The sequence below is a fragment of the Candidatus Eisenbacteria bacterium genome, assembly GCA_016235265.1.
GTDB lineage: Bacteria > Eisenbacteria > RBG-16-71-46 > RBG-16-71-46 > JACRLI01 > JACRLI01.
Window position 1 is genome coordinate 145,729 of the sequence record JACRLI010000007.1, and the last position, 25,027, is coordinate 170,755.

The 25,027-nt window shown below is 71.6% G+C and carries 20 protein-coding genes; 13 read left to right on the forward strand and 7 right to left on the reverse strand.

The features are described 5' to 3' along the window. The first annotated feature begins 140 nt into the window (after positions 1-140). The 4 genes from HZB25_04170 (at position 141) to HZB25_04185 (ending at position 4,110) form a co-directional block, all read left to right on the forward strand. Positions 141-1,637, forward strand: a complete 1,497-nt coding sequence (locus HZB25_04170) for a tetratricopeptide repeat protein (GenBank protein MBI5836422.1) — start codon at positions 141-143, stop codon at positions 1,635-1,637. A gap of 89 nt (positions 1,638-1,726) precedes the next feature. Continuing rightward, entirely contained in the window at positions 1,727-2,968 is a 1,242-nt protein-coding gene (locus tag HZB25_04175; protein MBI5836423.1) for an asparagine synthetase B, read from the forward strand. A 22-nt stretch (positions 2,969-2,990) separates the two neighbouring features. Next, positions 2,991-3,596 (forward strand): DUF2231 domain-containing protein, encoded by a 606-nt coding sequence (locus tag HZB25_04180; protein MBI5836424.1) that lies wholly within the window; start codon positions 2,991-2,993, stop codon positions 3,594-3,596. A gap of 7 nt (positions 3,597-3,603) precedes the next feature. Next, positions 3,604-4,110 carry a gamma-glutamylcyclotransferase gene (locus tag HZB25_04185; protein MBI5836425.1) on the forward strand — a complete coding sequence of 169 codons (507 nt, stop codon included), beginning with the start codon at positions 3,604-3,606 and terminating at the stop codon, positions 4,108-4,110. Between the two features lie 83 nt (positions 4,111-4,193). Here the strand turns inward: HZB25_04185 and HZB25_04190 are convergent, their stop codons facing one another. Together HZB25_04190 and HZB25_04195 are read right to left on the reverse strand one after the other, a co-directional pair. After that, the gene (locus HZB25_04190; GenBank protein ID MBI5836426.1) at positions 4,194-6,335 is read right to left on the reverse strand and encodes a protein kinase; all 2,142 of its coding nucleotides are present in this window, start codon (positions 6,333-6,335) and stop codon (positions 4,194-4,196) included. Positions 6,336-6,425: 90 nt separating this feature from the next. Further along, positions 6,426-6,917 (reverse strand): hypothetical protein, encoded by a 492-nt coding sequence (locus tag HZB25_04195; protein MBI5836427.1) that lies wholly within the window; start codon positions 6,915-6,917, stop codon positions 6,426-6,428. A 76-nt stretch (positions 6,918-6,993) separates the two neighbouring features. On the opposite strand from HZB25_04195, the gene HZB25_04200 reads away from it, so the two are divergent. The 9 genes from HZB25_04200 (at position 6,994) to HZB25_04240 (ending at position 18,428) form a co-directional block, all read left to right on the forward strand. Continuing rightward, positions 6,994-7,293 carry a hypothetical protein gene (locus HZB25_04200; protein ID MBI5836428.1) on the forward strand — a complete coding sequence of 100 codons (300 nt, stop codon included), beginning with the start codon at positions 6,994-6,996 and terminating at the stop codon, positions 7,291-7,293. A 176-nt stretch (positions 7,294-7,469) separates the two neighbouring features. After that, positions 7,470-8,606, forward strand: a complete 1,137-nt coding sequence (locus HZB25_04205; protein ID MBI5836429.1) for a hypothetical protein — start codon at positions 7,470-7,472, stop codon at positions 8,604-8,606. Positions 8,607-8,774: 168 nt separating this feature from the next. Then, a complete protein-coding gene (locus tag HZB25_04210) occupies positions 8,775-9,725 on the forward strand; it encodes a zinc ABC transporter substrate-binding protein (GenBank protein ID MBI5836430.1) in 951 nt (316 codons plus the stop codon). Positions 9,726-9,729: 4 nt separating this feature from the next. Continuing rightward, on the forward strand, positions 9,730-10,554 hold the full coding sequence (locus HZB25_04215; GenBank protein MBI5836431.1) for a metal ABC transporter permease: 825 nt from the start codon (positions 9,730-9,732) through the stop codon (positions 10,552-10,554). A 226-nt stretch (positions 10,555-10,780) separates the two neighbouring features. After that, positions 10,781-13,501, forward strand: a complete 2,721-nt coding sequence (locus HZB25_04220) for a carbohydrate binding family 9 domain-containing protein (protein ID MBI5836432.1) — start codon at positions 10,781-10,783, stop codon at positions 13,499-13,501. Between the two features lie 113 nt (positions 13,502-13,614). Continuing rightward, entirely contained in the window at positions 13,615-14,466 is an 852-nt protein-coding gene (gene folP / locus HZB25_04225; GenBank protein ID MBI5836433.1) for a dihydropteroate synthase, read from the forward strand. After that, complete coding sequence (locus HZB25_04230) at positions 14,456-15,091, forward strand: hypothetical protein (protein MBI5836434.1); 636 nt, start codon at positions 14,456-14,458, stop codon at positions 15,089-15,091. The genes folP and HZB25_04230 overlap by 11 nt, the downstream gene beginning before the upstream one ends. A gap of 29 nt (positions 15,092-15,120) precedes the next feature. Continuing rightward, positions 15,121-15,933 (forward strand): TIGR00159 family protein, encoded by an 813-nt coding sequence (locus tag HZB25_04235; GenBank protein MBI5836435.1) that lies wholly within the window; start codon positions 15,121-15,123, stop codon positions 15,931-15,933. Between the two features lie 179 nt (positions 15,934-16,112). After that, positions 16,113-18,428 (forward strand): SpoIIE family protein phosphatase, encoded by a 2,316-nt coding sequence (locus tag HZB25_04240; GenBank protein ID MBI5836436.1) that lies wholly within the window; start codon positions 16,113-16,115, stop codon positions 18,426-18,428. Positions 18,429-18,495: 67 nt separating this feature from the next. Here the strand turns inward: HZB25_04240 and HZB25_04245 are convergent, their stop codons facing one another. From HZB25_04245 to HZB25_04265, 5 genes are read right to left on the reverse strand one after another with little or no spacing between them, the layout of a single operon-like run. After that, a complete protein-coding gene (locus tag HZB25_04245; GenBank protein ID MBI5836437.1) occupies positions 18,496-19,563 on the reverse strand; it encodes a phosphotransferase in 1,068 nt (355 codons plus the stop codon). After that, positions 19,544-21,361 carry an ABC transporter ATP-binding protein gene (locus tag HZB25_04250; protein MBI5836438.1) on the reverse strand — a complete coding sequence of 606 codons (1,818 nt, stop codon included), beginning with the start codon at positions 21,359-21,361 and terminating at the stop codon, positions 19,544-19,546. Before HZB25_04250 ends, HZB25_04245 begins: the two co-directional genes overlap by 20 nt. A gap of 25 nt (positions 21,362-21,386) precedes the next feature. Next, on the reverse strand, positions 21,387-22,850 hold the full coding sequence (locus HZB25_04255) for a glycosyltransferase family 4 protein (GenBank protein MBI5836439.1): 1,464 nt from the start codon (positions 22,848-22,850) through the stop codon (positions 21,387-21,389). Beyond that, positions 22,847-23,560 carry a hypothetical protein gene (locus tag HZB25_04260; GenBank protein ID MBI5836440.1) on the reverse strand — a complete coding sequence of 238 codons (714 nt, stop codon included), beginning with the start codon at positions 23,558-23,560 and terminating at the stop codon, positions 22,847-22,849. Before HZB25_04260 ends, HZB25_04255 begins: the two co-directional genes overlap by 4 nt. Before the next feature lie 8 nt (positions 23,561-23,568). Continuing rightward, on the reverse strand, positions 23,569-25,011 hold the full coding sequence (locus tag HZB25_04265) for a PQQ-like beta-propeller repeat protein (GenBank protein ID MBI5836441.1): 1,443 nt from the start codon (positions 25,009-25,011) through the stop codon (positions 23,569-23,571). Positions 25,012-25,027: the final 16 nt, after the last annotated feature.

Genomic DNA, 25,027 nt, shown 5'->3' on the forward strand with positions numbered 1-25,027 from the left:
GACTCGCGGGGGGAATCCTCTCCGCCCTCGGGGCATGGGCTCTGCTGTCGGCGTGGCCCGCGGGAGCCGGTGCGGAGGATCGTCCACCGGCCGCGCAGGCGCAGCCGGCCCCGCCGCCGGTGATCCGCCGCAATCCCGTCATGACCCAGAACGACATTCTGCGCGCCGAGTCACTGCTCATGGTGCGCCAGTACGAGCAGGCCTACCCGCTCTTCCAGCAGCTCCACCGCGACCTGCCCGAGGACGGGCGCGTCACCGAGGGCTTCGTGCGCACGCTGATGCCGATGCGCAGGTGGGCGGAGCTGGAGGGGCTCATCATCGAGGAGCGCGAGCGGCGCAGTTCCGCCGTGCTCTACGGTCGCGAGCTGGCGCTGGCCTGCCGGGCGCTGGGCCGTCCGGAAGTGGCCCTGGAGGAGGTCCTGGTCACCTGGGTGGCCTCCCCCGGCGACGCGCAGCTGCGCATGATCGCCGACACGCTGCTCATGGAGGCCAACTACTCCGGGGGGGCGCTGGCGGTGGTGCGCAACGTGGCCCGCAAGGCCCCGCGACACGCCGAGTTGCGCATGCTGCTGATGGATGCGCTGATGCTCTCCGGCCAGGGCGGGGAAGCCTGCCGCGAGGCGCTCGCTTTCGACCGCGAGACCAACGGGGCGGGGCGCACGCTGCTGGAGATCGCGCGGCGCGCGGCCACCGCGCGGCCCGAGGAATCGCTGCGCGCGGCCGAGACTGCCATCCGCGAGTTCCCCAACACGCCCACTTCGCGCGAGGCGCGCGTGGTGCGCGCCGGCGTGCTGCGGGACACTCCGCGCTGGTCCGAGGCGCGCAAGGACCTCGAGGCGCTGGCGGCCGAGCCGGCCGCGGGCGCGGCGGGCGTGTCCGCGCAGGCGCTGCTGGCCGAGGCCGACCTGGCCCGCGATCCGGAAGCCGCCCGCGCCCGCGCCCGCGCGCTCGCCGAGCGCCACCCCGAAGCCGCCGAGGCCGCCGCGTGGATCGAGGGCGGGAGCTACTACCACCAGCGCCGCTTCGCGGAGGCGTGCGCCGCCTACTGGCGGGTGGCGGTGACCACCCGCGACCTGGAAGCCCGCAAGCGGGCCCTGTGGAGCCGCGCGGAGAGTTTCTTCTTCGCCACCGAGTGGGACTCGGCCACCGCGGCGTACCGCATGGTGGCGGGCCTGTTCCTGCGCGACCCGCGTGCCGACGAGGCCCTGGCGCGCATGCTGCTGATCGCCGACGCCACCGAGGAGGGCGACTCCGCGTTGCGTGCCTTCGCCGGCGCGGCCTACGAGGCCACGCTCAATCCGGCGGCTGCCGAATCGCTGTTCGCGGGCATCCACGCGCGGCATCCGCGGGAGGTGGCGGGCCTCGAGGCGCTCTACCAGCGCGCCGAGCTGCGCCGCCGGAAGGGCGACCTGCCAGGCGCGCTGACGTTCTACGCCGTGTTCACCGACACCGCGTTGAAGAGCCCGCGCGCCCAGGAGGCGCTGTTCACCGCCGCCGAGATCTGCCGCGTCAACACCAGGGACAGCAGGCGCGCGCTCAGCCTGTACTCCGACGTGGCCGCGCGCTTTCCCGACTCGTGGCTGGCGCCCGACGCGCGCAAGTGGGTGGAGAAGCTCTGCCGGGAGCTGGGTTCGTGAGGCCCGGGCAAGGGGATGAGAGCCCTGCGCGGGCGGGCGGGTCCGACCGGCCGGCCGCCCCGCGGTTCGGCGCGCGCACCCGGGCACTGATTTTCAGCGTGTTCCTGCTCCTCCCCGCGCTCCCCGCGGCCGCCGCGGTGCTCGTCCCGATGGACGACCAGCAGGTGGACCACCTGAAGGCCTACGGCCTGGCCTACTGGATTCTGCAGCAGGAGCAGCGCGTGGACTGGCTTCTTAACTACCGGGGGGGATCCTTCCTGGTGCCGGAGGAGTTCACGGGGCTGCTGCGCGAGGCGTCGCTGCGCGGGGTTACCGTGGAATCCGCCACCGCGGCCGACGTGGCGCAGATCCAGGCCACCATCGCCGAGAACAACATGGAGTCGGTGAAGCTGGAAAAGGCCCCCCGGGTGGCGGTGTACGTGCCGCCCAACACGCTGCCCTGGGACGACGCCGTCACCCTGGCGCTCACCTACGCGCAGATCCCCTACGTGTCGCTGTGGGACGAGGAAGTGCTGCGCGGCGACCTGGCCAAGTACGACTGGCTGCACCTGCACCACGAGGACTTCACCGCCCAGTACGGCAAGTTCTGGGCCGGCTTCCGCGACGCCCCGTGGTACCACGAGCAGGTGGATGCCAACGAGGCCGTGGCGAAGCGGCTGGGCTTCCGCAAGGTCACCGAGCTGAAGCACGCGGTGGCGCGGAAGATCCACGCCTACGTGGCCGCCGGCGGCTTCATGTTCGCCATGTGCTCGGCCACCGACACCTACGACATCGCGCTGGCCACCGAGAACACCGACATCGCCGCGGACATCTACGACGGCGATCCCGCCGACCCCGCGGCCCAGCAGAAGCTCGACTTCACCGGCACCTTCGCGTTCCGTAACTTCCGCCTGGAGATGAACCCGCTGATCGCCAACACCTTCTCGGACATCGACTGCACCCAGGAGGTGATGCTGCGCGGGCCGGACAGCTACTTCACGCTGTTCGAGTTCTCCGCCAAGCAGGACCCGGTGCCCACCATGCTCACGCAGGACCATGTGAACGCCGTGCCCGATTTCCTGGGCCAGAGCACCGCGTTCCGGCGCCGCACTCTCAAGCCGTACGTGACGGTGCTGGCCTCGGTGGAGAACACCGACGAGGTGAAGTACCTCCACGGCCAGTACGGCCGCGGCACGTTCACCTTCTTCGGCGGGCACGACCCGGAGGACTTCCAGCACCAGATCTACGATCCGCCCACCGACCTGTCGCTGCACAAGAACTCGCCGGGCTACCGGCTGATCCTCAACAACGTGCTGTTCCCGGCGGCGGAGAAGAAGAAGCAGAAGACGTAGGATGAACCCTGGAGGGAGATCCGTGAACACGCTCATCCCGAACCATCCGGCCTTCGTCCACTTTCCCCTGGGGCTCCTGGCCGGGGCGTTCGTGTTCGAACTGCTGGGCCTGATCTTCAAGCGGCAGTCGCTCCACGACGCGGGGCGCGCCGCCCTGTTCCTGGGCGCGCTGGGCGCCCTGGTTTCCGTGGCCACCGGGCTGGCGGGCGAGGAGCTCCTGGGCGAGCCACAGCCGCCGCTGCTGCACGATCTGATCGAGCGGCACGAAACACTGGCGTTCATCACCGCCGCGCTGGCCGTGGTGCTGTGCATGTGGCGCATCGCCGTGCGCAAGCGCTACCGGGGGAGCACCCGCGCGCTGTTCGTGCTGGCGCTGGCGGTGCTGTGCGGGGTGGTCCTGTACACGGGCCACATCGGCGGGAAGATGGTGTACGAGCACGGGGCGGCGGTCACGGTGGGCAGGCGCGCGTTCGGCTCCCCGCCGCTGCCCGCGGAGAGCCTCCCGGCGCCCACGGGGAGCCCGGCGGTCGAGGAGCGCCGGTCACCCGCGACGAGTCCCGCGGCCGGCGCGGCCGGATCCACGGAGAAGCCCGCGGCCGCGCCCGAGGGCGCCACCACCGGCAAGTGAGGTCGCGATGAGAACGCACGCCACCCTCTTCCAGGCGGTCCTGATGATGCTCTACTTCGCGTACGGGTCGAACATGAACTGGCCGCAGATGCAGAAGCGCTGCCCGGGCGCGAAGTTCCACTGCGTGGCGAAGCTGCCCAACCACCGGCTGGCGTTCCCGCGCACGTCCGTGACCTGGCAGGGCGGGGGGGTGGCCGGCGTGGTGGCCGACTCCGGGCACGCGGTGTGGGGCGTGGTGTACGAGTTGACGCAGGCCGACCTGGACAGCCTGGACGGGTACGAGGGCTACAAGGAAGGGCGCGCCGGGAACCAGTACACCCGGGGCACGGTCACGGTGCTCGACCGCGGCCGGGAGAAGAAGCCGCTGGAGGCGCTCGTCTATCACGCCGTCCCGACGGGAAGGCACTTCGCGCCCGGCGCGCGGTACAAGAAGACCATCGTGGACGGCGCGAAGCACTGGAAGCTGCCGGAACTGTACCTGGAGGATCTCGAGAAGATCGAGGTCGCGAAGTAGGTGCGGGCGGCGTGGGCCGGGCCGACGCCTCCGCCGGGGCGGGCCGACGGCGCCGCCCGGCGGGCGGGCGAGGTCACGTCGGTTCAGTCCTTCCGGACGATCTGCTCGAACCTCGGATCCCCGTGCAGGGCCGCCAGGTCCGGGTCGCGCCCGATCCAGTCGTGGCCCTGCAGGTTGATGCCATCCAGCCAGCGGTTGAACCGCTCCAACGCGTCCAGCGCCGCGTCCTTCTCGCCCAGCAGGGCCAGCGTGCAGATCCGGTTGTAGGCCACCCGCACATCCTCCGGCGAGGACTGTAGCGCCCACTCGCTCTGTTGCAGCGCCTGATGGGTGTCCCCGTTGCGGGCCAGGCTGACCGCGAGCATGGAGCGGGCGTGTCCCGCCCGCGGGTTGCCCCACACGTACTCCACCAGCCGCTCGCGGGCCTGCCGCCCGGCCCGCGCCGCGTCCTCCGTCCGCCCCAGCGCCGCGTAGCAACTGGGCAGGAACGTGGCCGCCGCGTAGAGCTCGGGGTGGCGCTCCAGCAGTCTCTCGTAGATCGGCAGCGCGCGCTCCGGTTCCCCCAGCGACAGGTACGAGAACGCGGCCCACTCCAGCGCCTTGGGATGGTCGGGGTCCAGCGCCAGCAGCCGCTTCAACGTCTCGAGCAACTTGCCGGGGTCCTGCATGTAGTACACCGTGGACTGGGCGTACAGCGCGTCCACCAGGCTGGGATCCCGCGCCAGCGCCTGCTCCGCGAGCTCGAGGGCCCGCTTCGACGCGCCTGCGTCGCGGAACTGCCACGCCCGGCGCGCGTACACCTCCGCCAGCGCGGCGATGGCCATCGCGAAGTCCGGGTCCCGCGCCAGGCATTCATCCAGCATGGCCTCGGCCCGGCGGCTGGATTCCGGCGTGTCCTGCTCGAGGAGCTGGCGGGCCTGGATGTAGAGCGAGTAGGCTTCCGCGTCGCCGGTGGGCGCCTGGTCCAGCATCCGGCGCTCCTCGGGCTTGAGCGTCACCTGCAGCGCCTCCGCGATCTTGCGCGACACTTCCGACTGCACGTCGAAGAGGTCCTCCAGCGTGCGGTCGAACCGCTCGGCCCACAGCGTGTGGCCGTCCGCGGCCCGGATCAGCTGCGCGCTGATCCGCGCGCGGTTTCCGGCGCGGCGCACGCTGCCGGTGAGCACGTGGTCCACCCCGAGCTCGCGCGCCAGCGTGCGCGGGGGCACCGGCCGGTCGCGGTAGGGCGCCACCTCGGCGCGCGAGGCCACCCGCAGGCCCCCGACACGGGAGAGGTCCACCACCAGGTCCTCCACCAGGCCGGCGGCCAGGAAGGCGTCGTTGCCCTCGGGGCTCATGACTTCGAAGGGCAGCACCGCCAGCCGCGGCGTGGGCGGCGCGTCTCCGGTCGGGGCCGGATCGTGCACCAGGCAGCAGCTGTTCAGGTCGGCCAGCAGGTCCTCGGCCCGCGAGTAGCGGTGCGCCGGGTCCTTGCGCAGCAACTTGAGCAGCATGAAGTCGAGGTCCTGCGTGATGCCCGCGCGCAGCGTGGACGCCGCGGGCGGCTGCACGTTCAGCACCTGGTAGGCCACCGCGTCGAAGGAGTCCCCGTCGAACGGGCGCCTGCCGGTCAGGCACTCGTACAGGATCACGCCCAGGGCCCACAGGTCGCAGCGGTTGTCGGGAAGCTGCCCGCGGAGCTGCTCGGGGCTCATGGTGTGCGGCGTGCCCACCGCGGCGCCGGTCATGGTCATGCCCGGCGCGCCCTTCACCCGGGCCACGCCAAAGTCGAGGATCCGGGGGCCCCGCGGGCTGAGGACGATATTGGCGGGTTTCAGGTCGCGGTGGACAATCCCCAGCGCGTGCACCTCGGCGAGCGCGTCGGCCACCTGGCGGGCGATGGCCATCGCCTCCTCCAGCGGCAGCGGGCCGGCGACCAGCCGCTCCTCCAGGGTCGGCCCCTCCACGAGCTGCATCACCAGGAAGGGCCGGCCGCGCTCCACGCCGGCCTCGTAGACGGTGACCACGCCCGGATGGTCCACGCTCGCCGCCGCCTCCGCCTCGCGCAGCAGCCGCTCCACCGCCTCGGGGTCGGCCGCCAGGTGCGCGGGCAGCAGCTTTACCGCGACCTTGCGCGGCAGCTGGGTGTCCTCGGCCAGCCACACCTCGCCCATGGCGCCCTGACCGAGGCGCTCCAGGAGCCGGTAGTGGCTGATCATCGGGGATTGCGTGGCGGGCGCGCTCATATTGGCCTCAGGATAGCAGGGTGGGGATCGGGATCTATGTGGTTTTGATGAGTGGGGAGGGCCCGGGGGGGCGATCGAAGACCGGGGAAGTTACGATTTCTTCCGCATCGAGCTGACCAGCAGGAACTCGTAGCGGCGCGCGTGCGCGGTGGTTTCCTCGGCGGCCCGGGCGGCGTCGCCCACCACGCGCCACATCCAGCCACTGGAGACCACCAGGGCGGAGACCCAGGTCGCGTCCATCCAGGCCCACGGGGAGCCGGACGTGGCCAGGCGGTGCAGGACCGCCTCGAGGCACACCGCCCACTGCACCAGCAGCACGAACAGCAGCAGCCTGCGCGCCGCGGCGGAGGCCGGAGCGGCGTGTTCCACCTGGAGCGCCAGCGCTTCCAGCCGGGAGCGCAGCGGGGAGGACTGCAGGCCCCGCTCCAGCAGGTCCAGGCGGTCACGATTCAAGTCCATGACGCGTTGATACATGCGCTCCGCCCGGCGGGCCACGGCGAACACCAGGAGCGTGATTCCCACGGCGGCAACGGGCAGCCAGGCGGTCGAGGCGTCGGCGGCCTGGGAGGGCTGAATGTCCATGTCTCATCTTATCGGAACCCCCCCGGCTGAACTTCGGGGCAAACCCGGGGCCCTTTCGCGCATCCAAATACGTGTCATGACGCACGTTTCGAGCCCCGCCCCGAGGCACCTGCCGGCCGTCCTGGCCCGCGTGGCGCTGCTCTCCCTGCTGACGCTGGTCGGCCTGGGGGTGGCGTTTGCCCCGTTCCACCTGCACGCAGGCGACGGTCACTGCAACGCGTGCAAGGACCTCCGGACCGCGACCGTCTCCGGGAATGACACGGCGCCGGTCTGCGAGCCGCTCCCGGCAGTGCGCACCCTCACGCCGCCGCTCCTGCGGGCGGTCGTCTCCGTTCCGTTCGCCCGGCCTCCGCTCCGCGCCCCACCTTCCGCCTGACCCTCCCGGGCCCGGATTCCGGCACCATCGGTCGCGGGCCAACGCCAACGCCATCGCTCACGCTCCCGGAGCCCCCGGGCTCCCGGCCGCCCTGCGCGGGCCGGACCCCTTGAAGCCGGGCTCCCGGTAGAGCACTTCGTTCCCGGTCTTCGACACTTCCCAACGAGGAGTCACCCATGAATCCTGGGTCGCGCCTGGCGCTCTCTGCCTGTTTCCTCGTGGTGTTCGCACTCTCCGCGCCCCCAGCCCGGGCGCAGGACGGCGCCCCACCCCCGCCCGCGCCGGCGGCTTCCGGCAACGCGCTGAACCCCAACCTGAGCGTGATCTGCTGGCTGCAGGCCAACGTGGGCTCGCGCCGCGTGACCGATCCCGCGATGGAACTGCGCGAGGCCGAGATCGGTCTGCAGGCCGACGTGGACCCCTACGCCCGCGCTGACTTCTTCATGTCGGTGGCCGGCGACGGCGGCCTGGACCTCGAGGAAGGCTACCTTACGCTCACACAGCTCCCGGCCGGGCTGGGGCTCAAGCTGGGGAAATTCCGCAACAGGTTCGGCAAGTTCAACATGACGCACGCGGGGGAGACCCCCTTCGCCGACCGGCCGCTGGCCACCGAGGCGCTCTTCGGCGGAGAGGGTCTTTCCTCGACGGGAGTGTCCGCGTCGTACCTGGCGCCGCTGCCCTTCTACGCCAGCCTGGACGTGGAGGTGACCGTGCCGCCCACGGGCGAGTCCGGCGGCATCTTCGCGCGCACCGAGCGGCGCGGCGACCTGCTCTACATCGGGCGCGCCGCCGCGTTCCTGGACCTGGACGACGCCACCAACGTGAACCTGTCCGCCTCCGTGGCCGACGGGCCCACCGGCCCGGAGGCCACCGGCGGCCTGGCCGGGTCGGACAGCCGCGCGCAGGTGTTCGGCGGGGAGCTCACGGTGCGCTGGAAGCGGCCCGCGCGGGCCATCTATCGCTCCTTCACCTGGCAGGCGGAGGGCTACCTGGCGCGCGCCACCGAGAGTGCCGCGCACGCGTACCCGGATCTCCCCGCGCCCGGCAAGGTCACGCGCCGCGGCCTGTTCACCTACGCCGACTACCAGTTCGCGCGCCGCTGGCACGTCGGCGCGCGATTCGACTACGCGCAGACGTTCGCCTCGACCGGCCATCAGACCGGGCAGCTGGGCTTCCTCACCTTCACACCCAGCGAGTTCAGCCTGGTCAGTGCCCAGGTCCGGCGCGTGCGCACCGCTTCGGGCACCGACGACTGGAATGGCTTCCTGAAGGTGACGTTCAACATCGGTCCGCACGGGGCGCACCCGTTCTAGATTGCGAACGCCGCGTGCGTGCGGGGCGCACCCGTTCAAGGCCACTCGCGACGGGCGCGCGTGGCGCACCCATCCCAGGCTTATCGCGACGAGTCCGCCCGCCGCACATCGCGGGGCACCCGTCCAGGCAGCAGACGACGATCCCGGCCATCCGGGAGGAGTGATTCCATGAAGTCCATGCCCAGCAGGCCGGCCACCGTCGCGGCCTTCGCCCTCCTGTGCCTCGCCGCTCCTGCCGCCGCGCCGGCGCCCGCGGGGGCGAAGACGCTCGAGGTGGTCACCACCACCGCGGATCTCGCGTCCATCGCCCGGGAGATCGGCGGCGACCGGGTGAATGTCACCGCCCTCTCCGGCGGCGACCAGGACCCGCACTTCGTGCCCGCCAAGCCGAGCCTGATGGTGAAGCTGCGCCGCGCCGACCTGTTCGTTCAGATCGGCAAGGAGCTGGAGGCGGGCTGGGTGCCCAGCCTGCTCACCGGCGCGCGCAACCCGGACATCCAGCCCGCCACGCCGGGGTTCGTGGACGCATCCGCCTACGTGAGGATGCTGGAGGTGCCCGCCAGCGTGTCGCGCGCGCAGGGCGACATCCACCCGCTGGGCAACCCGCACTACTACACGGACCCGGCCAACGGAGCGCCCATGGGCCAGGCGATCCTGGAGGGCCTGGTGCGCGTGGACCCCGCGAACCGGGCGTACTACGAGGGTCGGTTCGCGGACTTCAAGACGCGACTGGCAGCGTCCGTGGCGCGCTGGAAGAAGCGCGCCGCCGATATCGGGCTCTCCGGGATGAAGGTGGTCACCTACCACCGGTCGTGGCCGTACTTCGCGCAGGCGTTCGGCCTCCAGGTGGTGGACTTCGTGGAGCCCAAGCCGGGTATCCCGCCCACCGCCAACCACGTGGTGGACCTGACCCGGAGGATCCGCGCCGAGGGCGTGAAGCTGATCCTGGTGGAGCGCTACTTCGACCCGAGGCTGGCCGAGAAGATCGCCGGCGAGACCGGTGCGAAGGTGGTGCTGATGCCCTCCTCCGTGGGCGGCGACAGGGAGGCTTCTGATTTCTTCAAGCTGTTCGACCGGGAGATCTCGCTGCTGTCCCAGGCGCTGGGCAGGGGGGCCTGAGGCCATGAACGACGTCCTGGTCCTGATGTCGCTGCCGCTGCTGGCGTGCCTGGCCATCGGCGGGCTGCACTCCTACATGGGGCTGCACGTGGTGCGGCGGGGGGTGATCTTCCTCGACCTGTCGCTGGCGCAGATCGCCACGCTGGGCGCCGCGGTGGCCATGGTGATGGGTCTCGACATACACTCCGGGCCCACCTACTTCCTGAGCCTGGGGTTCGCATTCGCCGGCGCGCTGCTCTTCGCCCTGGCGCGCACCGACGAACGGCGCGTGCCGCAGGAGGCGGTCATCGGCATCGTGTGGGCGGTGTCCTACGCCGCCGTGTTCCTGGTCCTCAACCGCCACCCCGAGGGCGCCGAAGACCTCAAGAACTTCATGGCCGGCGACATGCTGGCCATCTCCACGAAGGACGTGGTGCGCCTCTACGCCGTGTACGCCGGCCTGGGCCTCGTCCACCTCCTGGCACGCAAGCCGCTCATCGCCATCTCCACCGGCCACGATGCTGCCGTGGGCCCTGGCGCGCGCGGGAAGGCGTGGGACTTCCTCTTCTACGTCACGTTCGCCGTGATGGTCACCACCTCGGTGGGCCTCGTGGGAGTACTGCCGGTGTTCACCTTCCTGATCGTGCCCGCCGTGATCGGCTCCCTCTTCGCAGAGTCCTTCGGCCGCCGCCTGGCGATCGCCTGGGCAGTCTCCGCGGTGGTGAGCGTGGCCGGCATGGCCCTGTCGTACAAGTTCGACACCCCCACCTCGGCGACGGTGGTATGCACCTTCGGCGCAGTGCTGCTGGCGGCCGCGGTGGCAAGAAGGCTCATCCCGCAACACGCGTAGGAACCACTCGGCACAATCCTCACCCGCGCCCCGGAAGAGGTCTCCGAGGACCCCGCGAGCGTCGGCGTGGGCAGCCCCCGCCCGCCTGGTGTATCCTGCCCACCGATCCACCCAGCCCCGTCCCGACGCGTGCAACCCATCCCGGTCGCGCCACGTCCCAAGGAACGGTGCGTCCCTGTGCGCGCGGCCCGGGAGGCCGTCCGACCCGCTGACGGGAGTCCCTCACATGCGCCGTAAGTGCCTGGCGCTGCTGCTGGTTTGCGTTCCGGCGGTGGTGCTGTTGCCGTGGAGCCCGTCCGCCCGGGCGCAAGCCACCGGGTCCGCTTCCGACGCGGTTGTCTCCCCGGACACCTCCCTGGCGCGGCTCGCGCCCGCCCTGCCCTCCCTGAAAGCCGTTCGCGCGTCCGGGACCATGCGCGTGGACGGGCGCCTCGATGAATCCTCCTGGTCCTCCGCCACCCCGTTCCGCGACTTCCGCCAGCGCGACCCGCAGGAGGGCCAGCCGGCTTCCGAGCGCACCGAGGTACGGGTCCTGGTGGACGACGACGCGATCTACGTGGGGGCGCGCATGTACGACAGCGAGCCTTCCAGGATCCGCGCCCGCCTGGCGCGCCGTGACGAGGACAGCCAGTCCGACCTGTTCGAAGTGTTCTTCGACACCTTCAGGGACCACCTCACCGCCACGAACTTCCGCGTGAACCCCGCCGGCGCGCTGCGCGACGCGGTGGTGCACTCCAGCGGCGACGAGGACGGCTCGTGGGACGCGGTGTGGGAGGGCTCGGCCACGGTGGACTCGCTGGGCTGGTGCGCCGAGATGCGGATTCCCCTCTCGCAGCTGCACTACAACGCGGCCCGGGATGCCGCCTGGGGCGTGCAGTTCGAGCGCTTCATCCACCGCAAGCAGGAGTTGGACGTGTTCGCCTTCACGCCCAAGAGCCAGAGCGGCGGCGTCAGCCGCTACGGGATGCTCACCGGGCTGGGACCGCTGCCCTCGCGGCGACATCTCGAAATCGTGCCCTATGTATCCTCGCGGGCCGAGTACCGCGACGTGGCCGCCGGCAACCCCTTCCGCAGCGGCAGCGACTACTTCGCCGGCATGGGGCTCGACATGCGCTACGACATCGGGCGCGACCTGAGCGTGACCGCGACGGTGAACCCGGACTTCGGCCAGGCGGAGGTGGACCCCGCGGAAGTGAACCTGAGCGCCTACGAGACGTTCTATTCTGAAAAGCGACCCTTCTTCGTGGAGGGCGCGGGCTACTTCTCCTTCGGCCGCTATCGCAGCCTGAACAACTTCGGGTTCGGCGAGACCATCTATTCCCGGCGCATCGGGCGCCCGCCGCATCTCTCGATCTCGGACAACGGCTACGCGCACGTGGACGAGCCGGACCAGAGCACCATCCTCGGCGCGGTGAAGCTCACCGGAAAGACTCGCGGCGGCTGGAGCCTGGGGTTGCTGGACGCCGTGACCGGCCGCATGCGCGCACGTTTCGTGGACGGCGACGGCGCGCGAGGCGAGTCGGAGGTGGAACCTCCCACGAACTTTTTCGTGGGCCGGGTGCGTCGCGACCTCCGCGACGGCATGACCTCGGTGGGGGTGCTGCTCTCGGCGGCGAACCGCGGGCTCGAGACCCCGGACCTCCGCTCCAGCCTGCGCTCCGCCGCCTACCTGGGCGGAGTGGACTTCAACCAGGCCTGGCACAACCGCGAGTGGTCGCTGGACGGGTTCTACGCGCAGAGCTACGTGCGCGGCAGCGCCACGGCCATCGCCGCCACGCAGCGCTCCAGCGCACACTACTTCCAGCGGCCCGACCAGGGGCACGTGCAGTACGACGCCACGCGCACGTGGCTGAGCGGGTACCAGGGAGCGCTGTCCCTGGCCAAGAACAGCGGCGAGCACTGGCTGGGATCGGTCACCACGCAGTTCATGAGCCCCGAGTACGAATCCAACGACCTGGGCTACGTGACGCGCGCCGACCGCTACACCTTCGCCACGATCATCCTGTACAAGCAGGACCGTCCGGGGAAGGTGTTCCGCAACTACCGCGTCTATCCGTACACGTATCACGCCTGGAACTACGGTGGGAAGCTCATCACCGCCGGATACGCGCTCTCGGCCAACGCGGAACTGGCCAACTACTGGAGCGTGAATGGCACCTTCACCCGGTCCCCCTCCGTGTACAACGACCAGCTCACTCGAGGCGGGCCCATCACGCGGACGGCCAACGGCAATGAGTTCGGGGTCGGCGTGTTCTCGGACTCGCGCAAGGCCTACACGACGTTTGCGGAGCTGTATCACTGGTGGAATGACCGCGGCGGCCACGGGGAGTCCTACGAGGCCGGGCTGAGCGTGCACCCGCGCCCGGGACTGCAGATCACGGTCGGGCCGGAGCTGGACCGCTCGCACGTGCTGGCCCAGTACGTGCAAACCGCACCGGATCCCTCCGCCACGGCCACCTACGGCAGGCGGTACGTGTACGCCACCATTGATCAGACCACGCTGTCGCTCGGCACGCGGGTGAACTGGACCTTCTCGCCGCGCGTCAGCCTGCAGCTGTACCTGCAACCGCTGGTCTCCTCCGGGGCGTACTCCGGATTCAAGGAGCTGCGTGCGCCGGGCACCTTCGACTTCGACGTCTACGGGCAGGACCGCGGCTCCATCGAGCTCGACACCACGAACACCTACGTCATCAATCCCGGCGGCCCCGGCACTCCCGTGGAGATCCGGGTGGACAACCCGGACTTCAATTTCCGCTCCCTGCGCGGGAACGCGGTCCTGCGGTGGGAATACCGCCCCGGGTCCACCCTGTACTTCATCTGGCAGCAGACCCGCGAGGAGACCGTGCCCACGGGCGACTTCAGCTTCCGTCGCGACTTCAAGGCCCTCTTCCAGCGCAAGCCGGACAACGTGTTCATGCTCAAGATCACGAGCTGGTTCGGGGTGTAGCCGCCTCCGGGGTGCACCCGGCCCCCGGGCGCTGGCCCCGGGCGTGCCTCCGCGCGGCGAGTGCCCGCTCCGGGGCGGCCCCCCACCGCCGCGGTTGCGCTACAATCCCCGCCATGACACCCCCCGACCCGGGCGCGTCCAGGCGCGTTCACGCCATCCTGAACCCGGACCGCCCCTTCACCCTGATGGGTGTGGTCAATGTCACCCCCGACTCGTTCTTCGACGGCGGGCGCTACTTCGCGCCCGGGGACGCCATCGCGCGCGGCCTGGAACTGCGCTCCGAGGGCGCCGACTGGGTGGATGTCGGCGGCGAGAGCACCCGGCCCGGCTCGGAGCCCGTGAGTCCCGGGGAGGAGGCCGCCCGGGTGGTCCCGGTGGTGGCCGGGCTTGTCTCACAAGGCGTTGCAGTATCGGTGGATACGAGAAATGTGGAGACCGCTCGCGGGGCCCTGGACGCGGGGGCCACGCTGGTCAACGACGTCACCGGCCTGGCCGATCCGGCCATGGCCGCCCTGGCCGCCGATCGCGGCGCCGCGGTCCTGCTGATGCACATGCAGGGAAGCCCGAAAACAATGCAGAACGCTCCGACGTATGCCGATGTAGTGGCTGAGGTGCGCGCATTCCTCGAAGACCGCCTGCACGCGGCGGAAGCCCGGGGAATCCCGCGCGAGCGACTGGCGGTGGACCCGGGCATCGGGTTCGGCAAGGCGCTCGAGCACAACCTGCGGCTCATCGCGGGCCTGCGCGCGCTGTGCGACCTGGGCGTCCCGGTCGCCGTCGGAGTCTCCCGCAAGTCCTTCCTTGGAGTGGTCACGGGGGCGTCGCCCACGGACCGCCTCGCGGGCAGCCTCGCGGCCGCCGTGTGCGCCTTCCAGAACGGGGCCCGGATCTTCCGGGTGCACGACGTGAAGGCCACGCGCGACGCGCTGGCGACCTCGGAGGCGGTGCGAAGTCATGGGACCTGACCGCAAGACCAGCCACCTGGACCAGGCTTACCTGGCGCTCGAGTCGGAACAGTGGGGGGAGGCCGCGGAGCTGGCGCGCAATGCGCTGGCGCAGGCGGTGCGGACGCGGGAGGAGGCCGACGCGGCGCTGGCCCGGTTCATTCTGGGCACGGCGCTGGTGGGGCCCGAGGATGTCGCCCCCGAGAAGCGCATCGAGGCCCGCGCCCACCTGCAGGCCGCGCTGCCCCGGCTGGAGGCCGAGGACGAGCCCGACCTGGCCGGCCAGGCCTGGTCGCTGCTGGGAAGCCTGAGCCTGCTGGAGTGCCGCGGCGGCGGCCGTGACGCGGCGCTGGTCGAGGCCGATTCCTGCTACCGCCATGCCATCGAGGCCTTCTCCCGGGGCGACTATGCCGCCGGGCGCAGCGGCGCCCTCCACAACCTGGGACTGTGCCTGGTGGCCCGCGCCGAGACCCAGGGCTTGAGCCCGCGCGAACGCGACGTCCACCTGGACCAGGCCATCACTTGCTTCCACGACGCCCTGGAGCTCGAGCTGGAGTACGGCCTGCACGACATGGCCGAGGCCACCGAGGACGAGCGCCGCCGGGCCCAGGGATTCCGCGACGCCGTGCGCGGCTGGGGTATCTGAACCGGCTCGCGGTCTGGTAGACTCCGATCATGTTCCACCTGCACCAGCACTGGTTCCTGGATGTCCTCGACATCCTCCTGGTCGCCTTCCTCTTCTACCGCCTCTTCCTGCGGGTGAAGGGCACGCGCGCGGCCCAGATGTTCGCCAGCCTGATCTTCATCGTGCTGGTGTCCATGCTGGCGCAGTACCTCCAGCTCTCCGCGCTCAACTGGATCTTCAACACACTGAAGACGGTGTGGGTGGTGGCCTTCGTGGTCATCTTCCAGCCCGAGCTGCGCGGCGCGCTGGCGCAGCTGGGGCAGGTGCCCATCCTGTCGCAGCTGTTCCGCGTGGGCCAGCGCGGCGTGCTGCACGAGGTGGCGCGCGCCGTGGAGCAGCTCTCCGAGCGCAAGTGGGGCGGGCTGATCGTGCTGGAGCGCGACATCGGCCTGATGAACTACGTGGAGACCGGCTCGCGGCTGGACGCCCATGTGCGCTCCGAGCTGCTGGTGACCATCTTCACGCCCGGCTCCCCGCTGCACGACGGCGCGGTGATGATCTCGGGCGACACCCTGCTCTCCGCCGGCAGCATCCTGCCCCTCTCGCAGAACCTGCCGCCCGCGCCGCGCATGGGGATGCGGCATCGCGCCGCCCTGGGCCTCGCCGAGGAGACCGACGCCGTGGTGGTGGTGGTGAGCGAGGAGCGCCGGGACGTCTCGCTCGCCGTGGACGGCGAGCTTCGGCGCAACCTCTCGATCGTCGAGTTGCGTGCCGCCCTGCATGGCCTCCTGGGCCGGCGCCGCACCCGCTGGCTGCGGTGGTGGCGGCGGGCGACGAAATCGGAGCCCGCAGCGGTCCGGTAGCCGCAGTCCCGGCCCGGCGATCCAGGGCGAATCCCCGGCTTTCCCGCGCGGTTATCTCCCGGTAACTTCCTTTCGGCAGCGCATTCACGGCAACCCGCTGGCCCCGCCGCACGTCCTTGGATATAGTGGGATGCGCTGTCCCACGGCCACGGCCGACACTCCCCGGAGGATCCCCAGGAATGCCCCTCCTTCTGTGGGGCGCCGCCCTGAGCTTTTCGCTGGGTGCGCTCATCATGGTGCTGGGCGTGGCGCTCTTCCGCGCCGACCCGCGCCAGAGGCTGAACCGTGTCGCCGCGGTGATGCTCGCCTTCGCCGGGCTGGCCTCCCTGGAGGTCGGCGTGGAGCTTTCCGCTCGCGCCGTGAACGCCCCGGTGAGTCGCGCCCAGGCCGACCTCGGCCGCTACATCACCCTGGTGTGGCAGTTTTTCTTCCCGTCGCTGCTGCTGTTCGTGTTGCTCTTCCCCCAGGAAGTGAAGTGGTTCCGGCGTATCCCCTCGGTGGGGGCGCTGATCTTCCTGCCCTACATCATCCACCTGGCGCTGGCGGTGGTGGCGGAGCAGAGCCAGGGGACGTTCTTCCTGCCCAGCCCGCGGGGCTCCTCCGACTGGCTGGGCGGGCCGGTGCGCACCCTGCGCCTGGTGCTGATGCTCTTCTACGACGCACACGTGTTCCTGTTCTCGCTGGTGAACCTGGCCTACGTGGGTGGCACCGCGGCGGTGCTGTGGGGACGCCTCGCGGAGATGCGCAGCCCGAGGCTCAAGGCGCAACTGCGCGTGATGGCCTGGGGCCTGGGGTTGTGCCTGGGCCTGTACGTGCTGGCCGAGCCACTGCCCAACATCTTCGGCATCCGGGCCTTCGTCCAGGGCGGCCTGCGGCCGGCCCTGGTGGCGGTGGCGCTGGCGCTGGGCTCGGGCTCGATCGCCTACGCCATCGTCCGCCACAAGCTGCTGGACGCCGGACTGATCCTGCGGCGGAGCATCCTGTTCCTGCTGCCCGCGCTGGCGCTGTCCATGGCCACCATCCTGGTCTCCGGCTTCGTGAAGGACGTGTTCACCCGGTGGGGCGCGTTCGACTGGCGCCTGGTGGAGCCGCTGCTGCTGGTGCTGGCGCTCTCCACGCTGCAGCCGCTGGTGCAGCGCGTGGAGGACGTGGTGGAGGGCTACCTCGGCCGCGACCGACGGGAGGGGCGCACGGTGCTGCAGGCGCTCTCGCGCGACATCGTGACCATCCTGGACATCCGCGCGCTCGCCGAGCGGCTGGCCGGGTCGGTGGGGGAGTCCCTGCTGGTGGAGCGCTGCGCCCTGTTCCGGCGCGACGGCGTGGGGTTCGTCCCGCTCGCGGCCTATGACAGCGAGAGGCGTGCACAGCCCGGCCGCGAGCTGGCGGGAGATCCCAGGATCACGCGCTGCGGTGAGCTGCTGCTCGCGGAGACTCTGGGCGAGGGGCCCCAGGACCTGCGCGACCTCTCGGACCCGTCCACGCCGGGCTGGCCCGACCGGGTGTCCGCCGAGGCCTTCCGGCTGGCAGCGGGCGGATCCGGGCTGCAACTGTTCGTTCCGGTGGAGCACGGCGGCAACGTCCTGGGGGTGCTGGCGCTGGGCCGCAAGCACACCCGCGGGCGGTTCACCAACGAGGACCTGGCGCTGCTGTCCACGCTGGCCAACCAGACGGGCGCGGCGATGCGCAACGCCACGTTGTACGCCGAGAGCCTGCGCCGCGTGGCGCTGGAGGAGGAGCTGGCGCTGGCCCGCCAGATCCAGACCGGTTACCTGCCCTCCAGCTTCCCGGTCTGGGAGCGCGTGGAGGTGTTCGGGCTGAACCAGCCCTCGCGGGAGGTCGGCGGCGACTACTTCGACGTGCTGGACCTGGGTACCTGCGCGCTCTTCGTGGTGGCCGACGTGAGCGGCAAGGGCGTGCCCGCGGCGCTGATCATGAGCATGATGCAGGCGTCGCTGCGCACCCAGGCCCACGAGCTCCGCAGCGTGAGCGACATGCTGGCGCGCATCAACCAGCTGATGCTCCAGAGCGGCGCCGAGGGCCGCTTCGCCACCTGCTTCCTGGGCTGCCTGGACCTCGGTACGCTGGAGCTCACCTACTGCAACGCCGGTCACAACCCGCCCATGCTGCACCGCGCCTCGGGCCGGGTGGAAACCCTGGCCGACGGCGGCCTGATCCTGGGCTCGTTCCACGACGCCCGTCTCTTCGATGGCTTCACCCGGCTGGCCCCCGGCGACCGCCTGGTGCTCTACACCGACGGCGTCACCGAGGCGGTGGACTCCGCCGGCCGGCTGTTCGGGGAGGAACGACTCGAGGAGTTCCTGACCCGGGCCCCGCGCCACTGGAGCGGCGAGGAACTGGCGGGCTGCCTGCGTGACGAAGTGCACCGCTTCTCCGGCGGCTCCGAGCTGGCGGACGACATGACGCTGATGGTGGTGCAGGTTCCGGTGAAGGCGGGGGAAGGGGTGTTGCGGGAGAAGGTGCCGGTCCCCTCCTGACGCCCCGGGAAGGAACCTGGGAGCGGGGCCCGTGGTGGCCGGGCCGGGCGCCTCCCGGCCGCCCGCTTCAATCCGGATGCACCTCCCGGGCCCTCCCGCGCAGCGCCTCCGCCTCCCGTTCATCCCCCCGCCGCTCCAGCGCGATTCCCGCGAGACGCACCAGGGTCGAGGCGATGAACGCCGGCAGTTCCGCCCACGGGTGGGTGCCGCGCGCGCGGAAGTAGGCCGTGGCGAACAACCGAGAGGAGAGCCGGTACGATTCCGCCCGCTCCGCGTGGCGCAGCGCCTCCAGTTCCAAGTGCGCCACGAAGTTCCCCACGTCAATGGCGGCGGCGCCGGAGGCGGCGTCATCCCAGTCCAGGATGGCCACACCGTGGGGGCCGCCCCACAGGACCTGCCCCGGGTGGAAGTCACGGTGCAGCGGCACGGGGGATCCCTCGACGCCGCGCAGCGCGCGGGGGAGGTGCGAGAAGGCGGCCGCTCCTTCGCCCATCGAGCGCACCAGCACCCCGACTTCCTCCTCCAGCGACCAGGCCCTTCCCGGCTGCCAGCCCGATTCGTGCAGGGACGCCAGCGCCTCGCCCGCCGCTTCCGCGGCGCGCGCCAGGTCCGCTTCGGGCAGCGCCGCGATCGGCTCGCCCGGCACGCCGCCCAGCGCCAGCGTCCGCGCGGCGGGCCAGAAGCCGACCACCGGCGGAACGCGGAACGCCACCGCTCCACGTGCGCTCATCCGCCGCAATTCGCCGTGGCGCTGGGCCAGGCGCTCACCGCGGGCATTGTGGTAGAGCTTGAGGAAGACGTCGCGCTCTCCGCAGGGCCGCCCCGCCGCCTCCGGGTGCGCTCCCGGCGCGACCGCGCGCAGCACCATCCGCCTGCCCGGGCGGTGCTTCACCAGCTCGAGCCGCCGAAGCAGGCATGCCGGCGGCGCCGCGCCGCCACCTCCCGTCGCGATCCACGCGAGCCCGGGGAGGGCGGGGTCCGCGGGGAGGTGGGACACATCCACGGCGGAGCGCGCGCCGCCCGCGACGGCGGAACCGCCCGCGACGGCCCCGGCATCGGCGGCGACGACCGGATCGCCGGTGCGCCTGCCCGCCCGCACCCGGAACTCCCCGGGGCTACCCGACCAGGGTTCCATGGCCCGCAAGCTCGTGATTCACCAGGCGGCGGTACAGGTCACAGGTGCCCAGCAGCTCGGCGTGGGACCCAGCGCCGGCCAGCCGGCCGTCCTCCAGGACCACGATCAGGTCCGCGTTGGCCACGGTCGCCAGGCGGTGCGTGATGAGGAATGTGGTTCGCCCGCGGCTCAGGGCCTGCAGCGCGGCATGCACCGCGGCCTCGCTCTCGGCGTCCAGCCCGGTGGTGGGCTCGTCCAGGATCAGCAGCGGCGCGTCGCGCAGGATGGCGCGGGCCACGGCGAGGCGCTGCTTCTGCCCGCCGGAGAGCGTGGCGCCCCGCTCGCTCACGGCGGTGTCGTAGCCCTCGGGGAGGCTCTCGATGAACTCGTGGATCTGCGCCGCGCGCGCGGCCGCCTCGATCTCGGCCTGCGTGGCCTCCAGCCGCCCGTAGGCGATGTTGTCGCGCAGTGTCCCGCCGAAGAGCATCGGCTCCTGCAGCACCAGGCTCACCTGTTCGCGCACCGAGCGCAACGTGAAGCTGCGCAGGTCGTGGCCGTCCACCGTCACGCGCCCGGATCGCGGCTCGTGGAAGCGGGCCAGCATGCCGACCAGCGTGGACTTGCCGCTGCCGGTGGGACCGACCACCGCCACGCGCGCCCCGGCGGGGACGCGGAAGGACACGTCGCGCACCACCGGCTCACCGTCGCGGTAGGAAAAGCCCACCGCCTCGTACGCCACCTCCCCCCGCAAGCGCGGGGCGAGTGCCAGGCCGGGCCGCTCCTCCGCCTCCGGCTCGGACTCCAGGATGTCGGCCACGCGCTCAGCGCAGGCATGGGCCTTGGACAGGCGGTTGACCAGCACCGCCATGTCGCGGATGGGCCGGTACATCTGCTTCAGGTAGGCGGTGAACACCAGCAGGTCGCCCGGGGTGAGCCGGCCGGCGATCACCCGGTGCACGCCGAACCACAGCACCGCGCCGGTCCCCGCGGCCACCAGCACTTCCACGCCCCGTTGCATGGTGGCCTGGAGGCGGCTGGCGCGCACGCCGGTGTCCAGCACCGCGCGGCTCTCCTCCGAAAAGCGCCGCCCCTCCTCGGCCTCGCGCGAGAACGCCTTCACCAGGGCGATGTGGGCGATGGCCTCGCCGGCGCGCGAGGCGATGGCGCCCTCCCGCCTGCGCTGGCTGCGCGCCGCCTGGCGGATGCGCCGCGAGTAGCGGTGCACCACCCACGCCATGAACGGCAGCACCGAGACGGCCGCCAGCGTGAGCGGGGCGTCCACGAGAAACATCACCGTCAGCATGCCCACGACGAGGGTCAGCCGCCCGGCGACCTGCATGGAGGCTTCCACCAGGACGTCGGAGAGCACGTTGACGTCGCCGGTGAGGCGCACCAGCAGGTCGCCAGTACGACTGCCGCGGTGGAATGCCAGCGAGAGCCGCTGGAGATGGTCGAACATGCGCTCGCGCAGCGAGGTCACGATGCGCTGGCCGGCGCGCGACAGGAAGAACGTCTGGCCATAGCCGAACAGCCCGGACAGGGCGGCGGCGGCCAGCAGGATCCCCGCGGAGAGCAGCAGCAGCGAGTCGGGGGTCCACGCGGCCAGCGGCGCCAGCGGCCCGCGAACCGAGCCGTGCCGGGGCAGCTTCAGCGCGTAGTCGAAGACCAGCTTGAGCGGCCAGGGCTGCAGCAGCTCGCTGGCGGTGAGGCCCACGGACGCCAGGGCCGCCAGCGCCAGGCCGGTGCGCTCGCGGCGCACGTAGGGCGCGAAGTGCGGCCACAGCCGCCGGAAACCGCCCAGGTCGCCCGGGGCGTTCATGCCGCCTCCCTGCCGCGGAAGGTGCTCACGCGTGCCTCGCTTCGCCGGGCACCGCCATGCCGGCCGCCGGCTCCCGGTCGGGTCCGGGTGACCGATCCGCTTCGGCGGCAAGCAGCACGGCTCTGTGGTCGCGCGCCACCACCTGCAGGATGAGCCGGTGCAGTTCCCCGGCGTTGGCGCGCAACTGGAACTTCTCCTCCACCGCGCGGCGTGCCTGGGCGCCCATGCGCGCGGCCAGTGCGGGATCGGTCAGGATCCGCTCCAGCGCCGCCGCCAGCGCCTCGGGCTGGTTGGGCTCCACCACCACGCCGGTCACGCCGTCCTGCACCATCTCCGGGACCCCGGTGACGCGGGTGGAGATCACGGGCGTGCCGGAGGCCATGGCCTCGAGGATCACCGTGGGCAGCCCGTCGCGGTTGCCGTCGGCGGCGACGATGCAGGGCAGCGCGAAGACCGCGGCCCGCCGCAGGTCCGAGGCGACCTGCTCCTGCGGCAGCGCACCGGTGAAGTGCACCCGGCCGGCCAGGCCCAGCTCGCGGGCGCGCGTCTCCAGCGGCTCGCGCAGCGGGCCCTCACCCACCACTCGAACGCGGAAATCCGCGCCCCGCCGGAGCAGCAGCGCGCACGCTTCCAACAAGTCGGCGATGCCCTTCTTCTCCACCAGCCGTCCGATGCACAGGACGGACCCCGGCTCGCGCGCCTCGCCCACTCCGCGAAACCGGTCAATGTCGATGCCGTTGTAGATGCGCACCACCCGCCCGGCGGCCTCGCGGCCGCAGATTCGCTCCAGGTGGCGCAGGTTGTAGTCGCTCACCGTCACCGCGAAGCTCGCCTCAAGCAGCTTGGCGCGCAGGTGGTCCACGTCCAGCCGGTCGAGGTAGATGTCCTTGGCGTGCGCGGTGAAGCTGTAGGTCACGCCCGACAGGCGCGCGGCCAGCATGGACACCTGCGTGGCGCTGGTGGCGAAATGCGCATGCAGGTGCCGGACCTCCCGTGGCCCCGCGTCGCGCACCAGCACCCCGGCCTGCAGGAAACGCTTGAACGCCGGCCAGCTGGCGCGTTCCAGCACGTAGCCCAGCGTGCCCAGGTAGCGGCCCGGGCTGCGCCGCAACAGCGCGAAGTGCGCCGTGGCGATGGGCGCCACCGCGCGCCACGGAGACTGCGGCAGGTACACCACGCGGGCCTTCACCCGGGCCACGGTGTCGTGGCGCGGCCCGGGCGGCGGCGTCTTGAGCGAGTAGATCACCAGTTCCTGGCCGCGGCGCTCCAGCTCCAGGATCTCGTTCACGATGAACGTCTCGCTGAAGCGGGGGAACATCTTCACCACGTAGGCGACGACGGGCAGTCGGTTCGCGGGCGTGCGGGTGTCGGGCGTGCAGGTGTCGGGCGTGCGGGTGTCGGGCGTGCGGGTGTCGGGCGTGCAGGTGTCGGGCGTGCCGGTGTCGAGCGTGCGGCTCCGGGGCGCACGGGTCATGGACGGGCGGCTCACGGCCGGACCTCCGTGAACGTGAGGCTACGGACTTCCGTGGCCGCCTGCACGTGGTTGTCCAGGTGCACCTTCACCCGCCAGCTGTACGTGCCGGGCGGAACCTGCAGGCCGGCATATGGCCCCGCCGTGCCCAGGCCGTTGAACACCGCGGTGGTGAAGTGGCCGCGGGTCGACTCCCACACCGTGGAGTCCGCCGCGTCGCGGATCCGGACCTGGTACCTCGCCCCGGGCTGTCCTTCGGCCTGCACCCATCGAAAGGTGAGCGGGGCGGAGAACGTCGGCGCGGGCAGGGCCGAGGCCGTGGGTGCCGTGGCCGAGCAGCCGAACGCGGTGAGATCCATGGGCGGCAGGCTGTCGCGCTGGTCGGCGGATGCGCGCGTGCGGATCACGCGCACGTACGAGAAGTCGGAGGCCTGCGTCCCGCCGACGCGCACCTCGATCTCCCCCCCGGGCGCGAAACGGAAGCCGTAGTCGCCGGCCTCGTCGGTGCGCACGGAGTCCAGCAGCGTCACCTCGTTCTGGTCGTACAGGCGCACCGGGAAATCGGCCACCGGGCGGCCATGACGGTACACGCGGCCCGCCAGGGCGTAGTTCGACGCGCGGAAGACCAGCGGCGCCTGTCGCGACAGCCCGCATCCCGCCAGCAGCGGCGCGGCGAACGTCAGTGCCAGCAGGGCGGCACGGAAGCGCAGGGTCGGGAGGTCCTCCATGCCGGCTCCTACCGCACCACCGTAAGGCGGCGCGTCACCATCCCGCTGCCGGCGTGGAGCGCGGCCCAGTAGATGCCCGGCGTCGCCAGGCTCCCGGACTCGTCGCGGCCGTCCCACTGGACGCTGCGGGTGAAATTGTCCACGGCGCCGTCGTAGAGGCGCCGTACCCGGCGCCCGTCCACCGAGAGCACGTCGAGCGTGCCGCGGCCTGCCGCGGGGGCGCTGAAGGCCAGTTGCGCTCCGCCCCGCGTGGGGTTGGGTGTGGGCACGGACAGGGCGAGCCGCGCGGGGCCGCGGGTGTCGGGCGCGGCCACCACGGAAGAGCCCAGGGAGTGCAGGCGCCCGTCGAAGGAGCCGAAGTACACCGAGCCATCGGCGTCCACGGCGGGAGAGGAATACACGGGCCCTCCGGCCAGGTAGGTCCACCTGAGAGCGCCGGCGGCCGTGAGGGCATAGAGGTTCCCGTCGGCGCTGCCGCCGTAGATGGTCCCATCCGCTGCCACCGCGGCCGCGGTGCGGACCAGTCCCGTGGCGACGAACTTCCAGTTGATCTTCCCGGTGGCGGGGTCGAGGTCCCAGATGTCGCTGCCCATCGTGATCACCACGTCCCCGCCGGGCGCGATGGCCGGCGCGGAGTACATGGTGTGCTTGGCGTTCACCACCCACTTGAGCGTGCCGTTGGGACGGATCGCGTAGAACAGCCCGCTGGTGGCGCCGATGTAGATCGTGGTGTCCGGCCCCACCGTGGGCGAGGCCAGGTCCACGCCGGAGCCCAGCGCCGCCGCCCACACCACCGTGCCGTCGACGGGATGGAGCGCGTACAGGAACCCGTCGTCGCTGCCCACGTACACGGTGCCGTCCGGTCCGAGGGCCGGCGAGGAGCGCACATTTCCACCCGTGGGGCGGGTCCACTTGAGCGTGCCGTTCGGGTTGAACGCGTACACGTTCTGGTCCCCCGAGCCCACGTGGACGGTGCCGTCCGCGGCGATCGCCGGCGAGGAGCGCACGGTGCTGCCGGCCTTGAACTTCCACTTCAGCATCCCGGTCGGCTCCACCGCGTAGAAGGTGGAGTCCATGCCTCCGATGTACACGGTCCCGTCGGAGGCCACCGCCGGCGAGGAGTACTGCAGCGCGCCGCCGGCCTTGAACTTCCACTTCACCGCCCCGGTGGTGGTGTACACGGCGTACAGCGCGGAGTCCATGCACCCCACGTAGGCCACGTGCCCCGGACCCAGCACCGGCGAGGATCCCCAGATGCTGTCCGGCAGCGCCCGGCTCCAGCGCGGGGTGGGCGCAGCCAGCGACGCGGCGGCGGAGCGGCCCAGGTGGCTGGACGAAGCGTGGTACATGGGCCACGCGCTCGGCGCGGGCTGGGCGTGGGTCGTGCCGGCCAGTACGGCGGCCACCGCCGCGGTCCATATCGCGAGTCTACGGGGCAGCGTCAGGTTCATGAAAGGTACCTCCGGT

Coding starts and splice junctions, on each gene's coding strand:
- HZB25_04220 (MBI5836432.1), top strand. CDS start 10,781: ATGCGCCGTAAGTGCCTGGCGCTGCTGCTGGTTTGCGTTCCGGCGGTG.
- HZB25_04235 (MBI5836435.1), top strand. CDS start 15,121: ATGTTCCACCTGCACCAGCACTGGTTCCTGGATGTCCTCGACATCCTC.
- HZB25_04265 (MBI5836441.1), bottom strand. CDS start 25,011: ATGAACCTGACGCTGCCCCGTAGACTCGCGATATGGACCGCGGCGGTG.
- HZB25_04250 (MBI5836438.1), bottom strand. CDS start 21,361: ATGAACGCCCCGGGCGACCTGGGCGGTTTCCGGCGGCTGTGGCCGCAC.
- HZB25_04215 (MBI5836431.1), top strand. CDS start 9,730: ATGAACGACGTCCTGGTCCTGATGTCGCTGCCGCTGCTGGCGTGCCTG.
- HZB25_04195 (MBI5836427.1), bottom strand. CDS start 6,917: ATGGACATTCAGCCCTCCCAGGCCGCCGACGCCTCGACCGCCTGGCTG.
- HZB25_04170 (MBI5836422.1), top strand. CDS start 141: ATGACCCAGAACGACATTCTGCGCGCCGAGTCACTGCTCATGGTGCGC.
- HZB25_04200 (MBI5836428.1), top strand. CDS start 6,994: ATGACGCACGTTTCGAGCCCCGCCCCGAGGCACCTGCCGGCCGTCCTG.
- HZB25_04185 (MBI5836425.1), top strand. CDS start 3,604: ATGAGAACGCACGCCACCCTCTTCCAGGCGGTCCTGATGATGCTCTAC.
- HZB25_04205 (MBI5836429.1), top strand. CDS start 7,470: ATGAATCCTGGGTCGCGCCTGGCGCTCTCTGCCTGTTTCCTCGTGGTG.
- folP (MBI5836433.1), top strand. CDS start 13,615: ATGACACCCCCCGACCCGGGCGCGTCCAGGCGCGTTCACGCCATCCTG.
- HZB25_04190 (MBI5836426.1), bottom strand. CDS start 6,335: ATGAGCGCGCCCGCCACGCAATCCCCGATGATCAGCCACTACCGGCTC.
- HZB25_04230 (MBI5836434.1), top strand. CDS start 14,456: ATGGGACCTGACCGCAAGACCAGCCACCTGGACCAGGCTTACCTGGCG.
- HZB25_04245 (MBI5836437.1), bottom strand. CDS start 19,563: ATGGAACCCTGGTCGGGTAGCCCCGGGGAGTTCCGGGTGCGGGCGGGC.
- HZB25_04240 (MBI5836436.1), top strand. CDS start 16,113: ATGCCCCTCCTTCTGTGGGGCGCCGCCCTGAGCTTTTCGCTGGGTGCG.
- HZB25_04260 (MBI5836440.1), bottom strand. CDS start 23,560: ATGGAGGACCTCCCGACCCTGCGCTTCCGTGCCGCCCTGCTGGCACTG.
- HZB25_04210 (MBI5836430.1), top strand. CDS start 8,775: ATGAAGTCCATGCCCAGCAGGCCGGCCACCGTCGCGGCCTTCGCCCTC.